The sequence below is a fragment of the Dactylosporangium sp. NPDC051541 genome (genome assembly GCF_044454505.1).
Taxonomy (GTDB): Bacteria; Actinomycetota; Actinomycetes; order Mycobacteriales; family Micromonosporaceae; genus Dactylosporangium.
In genome coordinates, this window is record NZ_JBITDU010000008.1 from 72,649 (window position 1) to 83,196 (window position 10,548).

The following is a 10,548-nucleotide window of genomic DNA, read 5'->3' on the forward strand; positions in this document are numbered from 1 at the left end:
GCTTCGAGTATGCCTCTCAAGGAGTCGGCCTTCCATATCCTCTCGGCGCTCGCGGCCGAGCCCACGCACGGATACGGCATCATGAAGGACGTCGAGCAGCAGTCCGGCGGCACCGTCCGGCTTCGGCCCGGGACGCTCTACGCGGTCCTCGCCGAGCTGGTCGACGACGGCCTCATCGAGATCGACAGCGAAGAGGTCGTCCAGTCCCGGCTGCGGCGCAATTACCGGCTCACCGCACCCGGCGCGCGGCAGCTCGCCGACGAGGCCGGCCGCCGCCGCGAGGCCGCCGACACCGCCGGGCGCCGCCTGCGCCGCAGCGGGCTGCTCCCCGAGGGCGGTGCGGCATGACGAGCCCACTGGAGATGCGCTACGAGCGGCTGCTGCGCGTCTACCCGGCCGCCTTCCGGCGCGCACACGGCGACGACATGCTCACCACCATGCTGGCCGACGCCGGCGACGGGCAGCGCTGGCCCCGCCCCGGTGACGCCGCGAACGTCGTCCTGCACGGCCTGCGGCTGCGGCTCTTCCGCGGCCGGGCGACCCGCTCGGGCTGGGCCGAGGCGTGCGCGCTGATCGGCCCGCTCCTGGCGTTCCTGGTGCTGGCCGTCCGGCTCGCGATCACGCTGCGGGGTCCCCTGCCGGCCGCCGCGAGCACCACCGTGATCGTCCGCGACGCGATCTGGGCGGCCGTGGCCGTGGCCGCGTTCGCCGGGCTGCGCCGGGTCGCCGCCGCGATCGCCTGGGCGGCACTGCTGGCCGAGATCCTGCCCCTGGCCGACAACTTCGGAACAGACCCGGTCATGACGGTGTACTCCCTGTGGTGGCCCGCCCTCGCCCTGGTCACCGCGGCCACCCTCACCGCCGCGGGGCCGGGCGGTCCGTGGCGGGTGGCCGGACGCCGGCGCACCGCGACGATCCTGGCCGCGATCACGGTGCTTTGCGCCCTGCCCGTGATCGGCTTCTCCGGCTGGTTCGGCCCGCGGTTCGACGATGTCGACTACCGCGGGAGTACCCATCTGTTCTACCCGGCCGAGTTTCTCCTGTTGCACGGCCCGGGCAGCTCCGAGCCGCTGTACATCACGTCCAGCGCCGCCGCGCTCAACCTGCTGCTGCTGGGCACTCTGGTCGCGCTGATCGTCCTGGTCGTCGCGGCGGTGCGGCTGCCCGGACCGGTCCGTCGCCGGCTACTCGTGGCCGTCGCGCCGGTGCTCACGCTGGTCGTGCTGCTCGACCTCGGCTTCAACGGCTGGGCGCTGTCGAACTACGACGATGCGCACGACAGCCCGCTTGCGCCCGGCCAGTGGGCGGTGCTGGTCCTCCTGCCACTCACCGTGTTCCTGCTCGGCGCGTGGTGGGTCCGCCGCCGCGACGAGACGATGCGCCTGGCCGAGCTGGGCGCCCGCCTCGAACGCGACGCCTAGGCGCGGTCCTGATCGGGGTACTGCGTCCGTTCGCCGAGGACCCGGTACCGCGTGACGACGACCTGGCCGTCGACGACCCGGGACCCGTCGGCGACCAGGTTGAGCCGCTCCTTGGGCTCGGCGAACAGCGGCCGCCCGCCGCCGAGCACGACCGGGTGGACAGCGATGTGGTATTCGTCGATGAGCCATTGCTCGGTCAGCGCCGCGGCGAGCGCGGAGCCGCCGGTGAGCAGGATGTCGCCGCCGGGCTCGGCCTTGAGCGCGCCGATCTCGCCGGCCAGGTCGTCGCGGATGACCCGGGCGGTCCACTCGTCGCCCTCGAACGTCCGCGAGCACACGATCTTCGGCGTGGCCCGCCAGAACGGGGCGAACTTCGCGGTGTGCGGGTGGTCGCTCATCGCCTCGGCGTTGGGCCAGAACCCAGCCATCATCTGCCACACCGGCCGCCCGTAGAGCAGCGTGTCGACCCGCTCGTCCAGCGCTTCGGAGTACGCGGACAGCTCCGGCCCCATCCGCGGCCAGTCGAACTCCCCGTTCGGCCCGTCGATGAACCCGTCGACCGACGTGTGCACCCAGAAGATGACGTTACGCATGGCTCGCTCCTCATGTCCGTCTGTGCTGACAACGATCGGTCGGAGCGACCGGCGGCGGCTCGACATCTGTGCCAGAAGAATTTCGTCGATGTGTCGTGCACAACTTCGCGGAACGTGTGTGTACAGAATTGCGCGTGCGGCCTTTGCTGTTCCTAGACGTCGACGGCCCGCTGATACCGCTGCACGGTCGGGCCACCACGGCCCACCCGGCCGCGGCGGCCGCCGCCGAGCACTACCGTAACCCGCTGCTGGCCCGGCTCGACCCCGAAGACGGCCCGCGCCTGCGCAGCCTCGGCTGCGACCTGGTCTGGGCCACCACCTGGGCCGACGATGCCAACCAGGTGCTCGGCCCGCTCCTGGGCCTGCCGGCCCTGCCGACCGTGGCGTGGACCGACGGCTCCGGCTCCGAGCACTGGAAGACCAGGGATCTGGTCGCGTGGGCGGCCGACCGGCCGTTCGTGTGGGTCGACGACGAGATCGGCGCGGCCGACCGCTCGTGGGTCGCCCGCAACCACGGCGCCCCGGCCCTGCTCCACCGCGTGATGGGCCGCATCGGCCTCACCGAGGCCGACTTCGACGCCATCCGCGACTGGGCGGACTGACGACGGCTCTCAGCCGAAGTGGGCCTGCGCGAACGCGACCGCGGCGGCCACGTCGTCGTCGCCGGCGCCCCAGGCCGCCTGCACCACCGCGCCCCAGGCCGAGCAGCTGCCGGCCGCGAACGCCTTGGCCTCGGCCGTGTCCTGCCAGCCCACCGGGTCGTAGTCGGCCCCGGTGAGGTGCATGAACAGCCCGGCCAGGGCCAGGTCCCAGCCGCCCCCGATGCCGATGGTGCCGCCGGGGCCGTACTGGCGGACCATCTCGTCCACGATCTCGGCCGGCGACGAGTGCTCGAGCTCGAGGACGGTACCGTCGCCGGACGGGGCCAGCCGCAGCTCGACCTCGGTCGCCATCCCCTCCCCCATCGACCACGTCACGCGCAGCCGCGACGGCGGCGCGCAGACCAGGATCTCGCCGCCCGCGTTGCCCTCCAGCTGGTACTTCCCGCCCAGCCGCAGGTCGCCGGAGACGGGGGCCAGCCAGCGGGCCAGCCGGGCCGCGTCGGTGCAGGCCGACCACACGTCGTCGACGGCGGCGTCGTACGTGCGGCGCAGCAGCAGGGAACGGCCCGCCCCGCCGGTGGACAGCGGCGTGGTGCCCAGTGCACGGTGCGTGGCGTTGATCTGGTTGACCAGGTCGATCACGGGTCGTCCTCCTGTTGTCGGGTGCGCCGGCCCCGGGCCAGCTCGGTGGCCAGGGCGTCGAGGCGCTGGGTCCAGAAGCCGCGGAACCGCTCCAGCCAGGCGTCGACCTCCCGCAGCGGCGCGGCGTCGACGGCGTAGAGCCGGCGGGTGCCGTCCGCGCGGACGGTCGTGAAGCCCGCCTCCCGCAGCACCTTGAGATGCTGGGAGACGGCCGGCTGGGAGATGCCGAACTCGGCCCGGACGGCCTCGCTGATCGCGCCGGCGGGCCGCTCACCATCGGCGAGCAGCTCGAGGATCCGGCGGCGGACGGGGTCGCCGAGCACGTCGAACGCGTGCACGACGCCAGAGTGTCACCGGCGGCTTATATAAGTCAAGGCTGAAATAGCCGCGGTGAGGTTCAATGGCGGCATGCCATTCGGTTCCCGCTCCCCCGACCCGTCCGTCCGCCTGGCCGCGCTCGAGCGCAAGGTCGACCTGATCATGAGGCACCTGGGGCTCACCGAGCCGGAGCCGGAGGTCCACCCGCTCGTGCTGCAGGAGCTGCAGGCCGGTCGCAAGATCCAAGCGATCAAGGTGTACCGCGAGCTGACCGGCACGGGCCTGCGGGAGGCGAAGGACGAGGTCGAGGCGATCGAGCGCCGTTACGGCCTGGCGTAGTCGTCCTCGGCTCGCGCCCCGGGGGCCTGTGCTACCAGCGCCAGCACGGCGAACAGGAGCATCGCCGGCAACGGGGTCGGCGTTGCCGGCCCCGGCGCCGTTTCGTGGGGGCGGGCCGCCATCACCGCGACCGCGACATTCGCGCCGGGGTGCAGCAGCCGCTCGCGGGCCGTCATCCGGGCGATGAGGTCGGCCTGCTCCTCGGCGGTGATCACGGACTGCAGCGACGACTCGGGCTCCGGCCGCGCCCGGGCCAGCATCACCGGCCCGGCCAGCAGCACCACGGCCACGGCCGCGACCAGCCGCGTCCACCGGCGGGACCAGGCGAGGGCGACGACCCCGATCGCGACGAGCGCACCCTCGAGCGCCCGGCTCCCGTGGTCGGTGAACGCGTTCGGGAAGCCGGTGCCGCCGGTGCGCAGGTCGATCGACAGCGCGACACCGGCCAGGGCCGCGAACCCGATCCGCCGCGCCGGCCCGGCGTCCCAGACGTAGACCAGGAACGCGGCCATCGTGAGCGTGCCCGTCCACGGCAGCACGTGCCCGCCGATCAGCCCGGCGATGTGCGTGCTCGCCAGCCCTACGACGACGACCCGGAGCCAGCCGGAGTCATTCACGGTATCGGCACCCAGAACCGGAACTTGTCCTGGCGCTGGTCCTCGAGGACGCCGCCGGCCGCCTCGATCACCCGGCGGGAGATGACGTTCGTGGTGTCGCAGGTGAGCAGGGCCGGTCCGATGCCGAGTTCTTTGGCCACGACAAGGGCGCCGCGGAGCATGAAGCCGGCGTGGCCGCGGCGGCGGGCGGTCGGGCGGACGTCGTAGCCGATGTGGCCGCCCTCCTCGAGCAGGTGCGGCGTCAGGCGGTGCCGGATGGCGACCCGGCCCAGGTAGTCGTCGCCGTCGACCAGCCACAGCGTCGTCGACGGCACGAAGCCGTCCGGGCGGGGCGTCTCCTCGAGCGCCTGGGCCCGGGTGACCGCGACGTAGTGCGCGAAGCCGTCCGGGCTCGACCACGTGGCGCCGAACTCGCGCAGGTCGTGCCCGATCATCGAGGAGTCGTCGGCGGCGCCGCGGCCCTCCTGGCGAAACTCCTCCATCGCGGCCAGAAACGACGCGCGGACACGTTCGACGGGCGGGCTCAGCTCGGGCATCGGCGGTGCGCTCCAACGGGTCCGGGGTTGAGGACGTGGTAGGCGTCGCCGCTGAGGACGGTGATCCCCTGGAACGCGGCCACGGCGCAGTTTACGGGCGCCGGAGCGGTCCGGGCGAGCGAGTATGCGCGCGGCGGGCTCGCCGGGGCGCCGGCCAGCAGGGCCAGGGCGGCCACGACCACCAGCCGGGCCCCCGGCCGGCGGCGCGATGCGGCCGACCCGGGGGTCCCGGCGTCCGGGGCGAGCCCGATATAGCGGTCGAGATCGATCACCCGGCCATGTTACCCGCCGGTGGCGACCAGCTCGCGATCCACTGTGGAGGGACGGACGGGGCGTTTCGAGGGCCACCAGTTGGCCCGGCCGAGGAGGGTCATCGTCGCCGGCACGAGCAGCATGCGCACGACCGTCGCGTCGAGGACGATGGCGACGACCAGGCCCAGGCCGATCTCCTTGATCGGGGCGAACCCGCCGGTGAGGAAGCCCGCGAACACGACCACGAGCAGCAGCGCGGCCGAGGTGACGATCCGCCCGCTCTGCTGCAGGCCGACCGCGACCGCCTCGCGCGCGTCGCCGGTCTGCAGGTACCGCTCCCGGATCCGCGCCAGCAGGAAGACCTCGTAGTCGACGGAGAGCCCGAACGCGATGGCCGCGACGAGCACCGGCACGGTCAGGTCGAGGGCGTCGAGTCGTTCGGTGCCGAACCAGCTCGCCAGGTGCCCGTCCTGGAACACCCACACGATCGCCCCGAACGCGGCGGCGATGCTGAGCAGGCTGGTCAGGACCGCCTTGATCGGCAGCAGGACGGACCGGGTGAACGCGGCGAGCAGCGCGAACGTGGCCACGAGGACGACGAGCGCGGCCCACGGCCCGTACTGCGCGAGCATGGCCCGGTAGTCGACGAGCCGGGCGGCATCGCCGGTGACGAGCACCTCGAACGGCGCCGGCACGTCGCGCACGGCCTGCAGTGTCCGCCGCCCGTCGCTCGTCCACGGCTCGTGCACCGGCGTGGCCCGCACGACGCTGACGGTGCCGCTGATCGGGACAATGTCCACCGCGGACACTCCGGGCACCCCCTTGACCTGTTCGGCGAACTGCGCGGTGCGCGGGTCGTCGGCGCCGGAGCGCACGACGGCGGCGATGGCATCGGGCCCGACGAGCTGCGGGAAGTGCGCGGTGAGCGCGTCGAACTGTTTGCGCGTTTCGGTCGACGTGGGCAGTGCACGGGCGTCGCTGTTCGTCAAACGCACATGCAGCGTTGGTACTGCCAGCACGAGCACCGCCGCCGCGGTCAGCACGGTCACGATGAGCGGCCGCCGCTGCACGAAGTGCGCGAGGCGCGCGAACACGCCGTTGTCCGTGCTCGGTTTGGCCGGCTTGATCCGCCCGCCGGCCAGCCGCAGCACGGCGGGCATGAGCGTGAGCACCGCGAGCATGTCGACGACGACCACGCCCGCACCGGCCAGGCCCATCGAGCGCAGGAACGCGTCCGGGAACACGGTGAGCCCGAGCAGGCTGGCCGCGACGGTCAGGCCGGTGACGGCGATCGTGCGGCCGGCCTTGCGCACCGCTCGCCGCAGGGCCTCGTCGCGGTCGCCGGTTTCGGCCAGTTCGGTGCGGTACCGGCTGAGCAGCAACAGTCCGTAGTCCACCGCGAGCCCCAGGCTCAGCATCGTGGCGACCTGGATCGCGTAGACGCTGATGTCGGTGACGAAGCTGGCCAGGTACAGGATGCCGAAGGTCGCCGCGGTCCCGGCGATCGCCACGACCAGCGGCATCAACCCCGCGATGAAGCCGCCGAACACGATGATGAGCAGGATCAGCACCACCGGCAAGGTGATCATCTCGGCGCGCTGGACGTCGCTCTGCGCCTGCATGCTGAACTCGTTGTCGGTCAGCGGCCCCCCGGCCACGGTCACCTTTCCGGGCGCGGCCGCCCGCAGCCGCTCGGCCACCCGCTCGGCCTGCCCGCCGGTGGCGCCCGCGGTGAGCGTGATGTCGCTGAGCGCGGCCTGCCCGTCCGCACTCGGCAGCGGCGGCGCGACGTCGGCGACACCGGCCATGGTCCGAATCTGTTCGAGCGCACCGGTCACGTCGGCGCCGCCGGTGACGACGACGGTGAGGTGGCGCTCCGGCGGCCCGCCGGCCGCTTCCCGCAGGTCGAGCGCGCGTTCGCTCTCGCTGCCGGGGACGGTCGCGACCTGGGCCGTGAGCTTGGCGAACACGCCGCCGCCGAGGCCGAACCCCAGCGCGACGACGGCCACCCACAGCAGGATGACAAGTTTCTTGGACATACGTGGATGCTCGCGTCGCGGCCGTCTCGTCCACATCGCCGACAAGAGCGGGCCGCGTCGCCGGGTCTCACTCCTGAGAGTGAGGATGGTATAGATCACGGTATGTTGACCCGGACGGAACGTGCCCTCCGCGACGCCTTCCGGGCCGGGACGCTGCTCGACGCCGGTGGCGCCCCGTTGCGCGCCGCCGTGATCGCCGAGCTGCTGCTGGCCGGCCCGGCCGCCCGCCCCGGCCGCACCGCCCGCGTCGACCTGACCGGTGCCCGCATCACCGGCCGCCTCGACCTGACCGGCGCGCACTTCGACGCGCCGCTGCGGCTGCGCCGGTGCACGTTCGAACAGCCGGTCGTGCTCGACCACGCCGAGATCGGCTCGATCAACCTCGACGGGAGCGAACTGCCGTCGATCGACGCGGAGTCGCTGCGGGTGCGCCGCTGGTTCGGGCTGCGCGACGCGCGGGTCGCCGGCGCGGCGCGGCTGCACCACATCGTCGTCGGCGGTGGCCTCGACCTGTCGGGGACCGCGTTCGGCGGCGCCGTGGACCTGCGGCGGGCGGTGGTCGACGGCGACGCCCGGATCGGCCACGGCTCGACCTACGCCGCCGGTGTGAGCATCGATGGCGCCCGCATCGCCGGGGACCTCAACGTCGCGCTCTCGACCGCGCACGCCGCGAGCCCCGAGGAGCCCGCGATCCGCGCGAACGGCGCCACGATCGGCGGCGGCCTGTGGGCCCACGGCACCGTCGCCGAGGGCATGATCATGCTCATCGGACTGCGCGCCGAGGGGGCGATCACCCTGCAGCGGACGGTGGTGCGCGTGGCCGAGGGCTCCGCCCTGCTGCTCATCGAGGCCCGGACCGCGATGCTCTCCGTCCGCCTGGACCCCTCCTCGACGGGCGCCGTCAGCCTGCGCGACGCCCACGTCGGCCGCTTGGTCGACGACCCGACGACGTGGCCGCCGGGGTGCACCGTCGAGCTGGCCGGTCTCACCTACGACCGGATCAGCCGCCGCTCCGACGACACCAAGGCCTGGACCGCCCGCGAGCGCCTGGCCTGGATGGCCCGCTTCGACGCCGGCTTCACTCCCGGACCGTACGACCAGCTCGCCGCCGCCCTGCGCCGCGACGGCCGCGAGGGCGAGGCCCGCGAGGTCCTGCGCGTCCGCGAACGCCTGCGCCACCGCGCGATGGGCCGCCTGGGCGCGTTCTGGGGCGCGGTGCAGGACGCCACGATCGGCTTCGGCTACCGCCCGGCGCGGGCGCTGCTGTGGCTGGTCGCGGTCCTGGCCGGGGGCAGCACGTGGTTCGCGCTGAGCGGCCCTCTCGCGCCGGTGAAGCCGGGCGAGTCCCCGACCTGGGACCCGCTGCTCTACACGCTGGACCTGCTCGTCCCCCTGGTCGACCTCGGCCATGAGCACGCCTGGAACCCGGTCGGCGCGGACAAGGCGGTCGCGGTGCTGGTCATGGCGGCCGGCTGGATCCTGGCCACGACGGTGGTGGCCGGGGCGAGCCGCGCCCTGGGCCGCTGAGCTTCGGGCCGACCGGGCCGCCGGGCTCGCTGGGCGGCGCACTGGGCCGGCCGGGCTCACCAGGCTTGCTGAGCTCACTGGGCTGGCCGGCTCACCGCGCTCGCTGGCTGGCCGGGTTCACCGCGCTCACTGGGTTCACCGCGCTCACTGGGTTCACCGCGCTCACTGGGTTGACCCGACTCGCTGAGTTGGCCGGACTCGCTGGGTTGGCGGGGCGGTCGTAGGCGCGGCGGGCGTCCTCGACCTCGGGCATGTGGTCGCGGGCCCAGGTGCGGACCGCGTGCAGTGGCTCCAGCAGCGAGTGACCCAGGCCGGTCAGGAGGTAGCCGGTCGGTGCGGTGTGGATCAGGCCGTCACGCTCGAGGCTGCGCAGCGTCTGCGCGAGCATCTTCTCGCTGATGCCGGGCGTCGCCGCACGCAGCCGGCCGAATCGCATCGGACCGGCTGCGAGGTGCTCGATCAGGACGACGGTCCACCGGTCGGCCAGGCGGTCCAGGGTCTGGCGGGTCGGACAGGTCTGCGGGCAGTGCGGGTCGGCGCCGACGGGAAGCAGGGTGCCGGGCCGTGGTCGCGTCGCCATGCTCACGAACGTATACCCGCACTTGCAAGTGCGTACTTGTGCACCCGCCGCCGCCCGGCCGACGCTACGATCATGGAAATCGGCGACGTCAATGTCGAGTTCGTGCCCGACGGTGAAGTGCGCGGGCGGCCCGAGGCGTTGTTTCCGGGCAGCGACTGGTCGGCGCACACCCATCTGCTCGACGGCGACGGCAATGTGATCGCGAACGTCGGATCGTTTCTCGTGCGCACACCGACCGAAGTCGTGCTTGTCGATGTCGGACTCGGCGGGGAACTGCTCACGAATCTCGGCGCGCTTGGCGTGGCGCCCGACGACGTGGACCTGGTCGTGCTCACGCACCTGCACCGCGATCACGTCGGCTGGGTCGGCGCCTTCCCGCGGGCCCGATACGCGGTGGACCGGCGTGAGTGGGAGTACTGGTGCGAACACCCCGGCGGCGTCGGGCCCGATCCGGATCGGGTGCTCGCACACATCGAGGGGCGGCGGGAGACGCTCGATCATCGTCGTCTGACGGCGATATCGACACCGGGCCACACACCCGGGCACACGAGCGTGCTCGTCACCGGCGCCGAAACCGATCAGCGGCTGCTCATCCTCGGCGACCTGCTGCACACTCGCGCACAGTACGACAATCCGGACTGGGCGTTCCGGTCCGACGTCGACGCCGAACGGGCCCGGGCGAGCAGGCTGGAGGTGTTCGCGCGGTTCCGCGATGCGCGAACCGTGTTCGCCGACGGACATTTCCACGGCGTTGCGCTCGGATGAACAGCGAGTTGTTCAAATAAGTTACCAGCCAGTACCATCGCGCCAACCCCGGATTCATCCGCGCAAGGAGGCTCGATGGCATCGCCCGCCCGCCGGCGATCCGGTTACTGGTTACTGGCCATACCGACGATCGCACCGCTGCTCACGCCCCTGTACGACCGGGCAACGCCGATGGTGTGGGGGATCCCGTTCTTCTACACCTACCAAATGGCCTGCGTGCTGCTGGCCATGGTGATCCTCATCAGTGTCCATGTGCGCAACCGCCGCCGCGACTGGCAGTTGCGCGAGCAGCGGAACGAGTGGCCGCGGTGACCAGC

The 10,548-nt window shown here is 72.8% G+C and carries 14 protein-coding genes and 1 pseudogene; 7 read left to right on the forward strand and 8 right to left on the reverse strand.

The window, feature by feature from the left end; translation table 11 throughout:
• Positions 1–9 precede the first annotated feature (9 nt).
• Together ACIA8L_RS32090 and ACIA8L_RS32095 are read left to right on the forward strand one after the other, a co-directional pair.
• Positions 10–348, forward strand: coding sequence for a PadR family transcriptional regulator (locus ACIA8L_RS32090; protein WP_395910340.1), 339 nt, complete (start codon positions 10–12; stop codon positions 346–348).
• Complete coding sequence (locus ACIA8L_RS32095; protein WP_395910341.1) at positions 345–1,421, forward strand: hypothetical protein; 1,077 nt, start codon at positions 345–347, stop codon at positions 1,419–1,421. Before ACIA8L_RS32090 ends, ACIA8L_RS32095 begins: the two co-directional genes overlap by 4 nt.
• Here ACIA8L_RS32095 and ACIA8L_RS32100 read toward each other — a convergent pair.
• Positions 1,418–2,014, reverse strand: a complete 597-nt coding sequence (locus ACIA8L_RS32100; RefSeq protein ID WP_395910342.1) for a dihydrofolate reductase family protein — start codon at positions 2,012–2,014, stop codon at positions 1,418–1,420. The genes ACIA8L_RS32095 and ACIA8L_RS32100 overlap by 4 nt on opposite strands.
• A 143-nt stretch (positions 2,015–2,157) precedes the next feature.
• Here ACIA8L_RS32100 and ACIA8L_RS32105 point away from each other — a divergent pair, with 143 nt between their 5' ends.
• The gene (locus ACIA8L_RS32105; RefSeq protein ID WP_395910924.1) at positions 2,158–2,616 is read left to right on the forward strand and encodes an HAD domain-containing protein; all 459 of its coding nucleotides are present in this window, start codon (positions 2,158–2,160) and stop codon (positions 2,614–2,616) included.
• Positions 2,617–2,625: 9 nt separating this feature from the next.
• On the opposite strand, the gene ACIA8L_RS32110 is transcribed toward ACIA8L_RS32105, so the two are convergent.
• Together ACIA8L_RS32110 and ACIA8L_RS32115 are read right to left on the reverse strand one after the other, a co-directional pair.
• Complete coding sequence (locus ACIA8L_RS32110) at positions 2,626–3,258, reverse strand: SRPBCC family protein (protein WP_395910343.1); 633 nt, start codon at positions 3,256–3,258, stop codon at positions 2,626–2,628.
• Positions 3,255–3,596 (reverse strand): ArsR/SmtB family transcription factor, encoded by a 342-nt coding sequence (locus ACIA8L_RS32115; RefSeq protein WP_395910344.1) that lies wholly within the window; start codon positions 3,594–3,596, stop codon positions 3,255–3,257. The genes ACIA8L_RS32110 and ACIA8L_RS32115 overlap by 4 nt, the downstream gene beginning before the upstream one ends.
• Positions 3,597–3,759: 163 nt before the next feature.
• Here ACIA8L_RS32115 and ACIA8L_RS32120 point away from each other — a divergent pair.
• A pseudogene (locus ACIA8L_RS32120) lies at positions 3,760–3,888 on the forward strand (ribosomal protein L7/L12); the annotation flags it as partial.
• 11 nt (positions 3,889–3,899) lie between these two features.
• On the opposite strand, the gene ACIA8L_RS32125 reads toward ACIA8L_RS32120, so the two are convergent.
• From ACIA8L_RS32125 to ACIA8L_RS32140, 4 genes are read right to left on the reverse strand one after another with little or no spacing between them, the layout of a single operon-like run.
• Positions 3,900–4,532 carry a hypothetical protein gene (locus ACIA8L_RS32125; protein WP_395910345.1) on the reverse strand — a complete coding sequence of 211 codons (633 nt, stop codon included), beginning with the start codon at positions 4,530–4,532 and terminating at the stop codon, positions 3,900–3,902.
• A complete protein-coding gene (locus ACIA8L_RS32130; protein WP_395910346.1) occupies positions 4,529–5,068 on the reverse strand; it encodes a GNAT family N-acetyltransferase in 540 nt (179 codons plus the stop codon). The genes ACIA8L_RS32125 and ACIA8L_RS32130 overlap by 4 nt, the downstream gene beginning before the upstream one ends.
• Positions 5,056–5,340 carry a hypothetical protein gene (locus ACIA8L_RS32135; RefSeq protein ID WP_395910347.1) on the reverse strand — a complete coding sequence of 95 codons (285 nt, stop codon included), beginning with the start codon at positions 5,338–5,340 and terminating at the stop codon, positions 5,056–5,058. The genes ACIA8L_RS32130 and ACIA8L_RS32135 overlap by 13 nt, the downstream gene beginning before the upstream one ends.
• A gap of 9 nt (positions 5,341–5,349) precedes the next feature.
• Positions 5,350–7,359, reverse strand: a complete 2,010-nt coding sequence (locus ACIA8L_RS32140; RefSeq protein WP_395910348.1) for an MMPL family transporter — start codon at positions 7,357–7,359, stop codon at positions 5,350–5,352.
• Positions 7,360–7,461: 102 nt separating this feature from the next.
• On the opposite strand from ACIA8L_RS32140, the gene ACIA8L_RS32145 reads away from it, so the two are divergent.
• Positions 7,462–8,886 (forward strand): hypothetical protein, encoded by a 1,425-nt coding sequence (locus ACIA8L_RS32145; RefSeq protein ID WP_395910349.1) that lies wholly within the window; start codon positions 7,462–7,464, stop codon positions 8,884–8,886.
• Between the two features lie 91 nt (positions 8,887–8,977).
• Here ACIA8L_RS32145 and ACIA8L_RS32150 read toward each other — a convergent pair whose 3' ends face one another.
• Complete coding sequence (locus tag ACIA8L_RS32150; protein WP_395910350.1) at positions 8,978–9,466, reverse strand: winged helix-turn-helix transcriptional regulator; 489 nt, start codon at positions 9,464–9,466, stop codon at positions 8,978–8,980.
• Between ACIA8L_RS32150 and ACIA8L_RS32155 the strand changes: the two genes are divergently transcribed.
• The gene (locus tag ACIA8L_RS32155; RefSeq protein WP_395910351.1) at positions 9,413–10,231 is read left to right on the forward strand and encodes an MBL fold metallo-hydrolase; all 819 of its coding nucleotides are present in this window, start codon (positions 9,413–9,415) and stop codon (positions 10,229–10,231) included. The genes ACIA8L_RS32150 and ACIA8L_RS32155 overlap by 54 nt on opposite strands.
• Positions 10,232–10,306: 75 nt before the next feature.
• Positions 10,307–10,543 carry a DUF3311 domain-containing protein gene (locus ACIA8L_RS32160; protein ID WP_395910352.1) on the forward strand — a complete coding sequence of 79 codons (237 nt, stop codon included), beginning with the start codon at positions 10,307–10,309 and terminating at the stop codon, positions 10,541–10,543.
• The last annotated feature ends 5 nt before the right edge of the window (positions 10,544–10,548 follow it).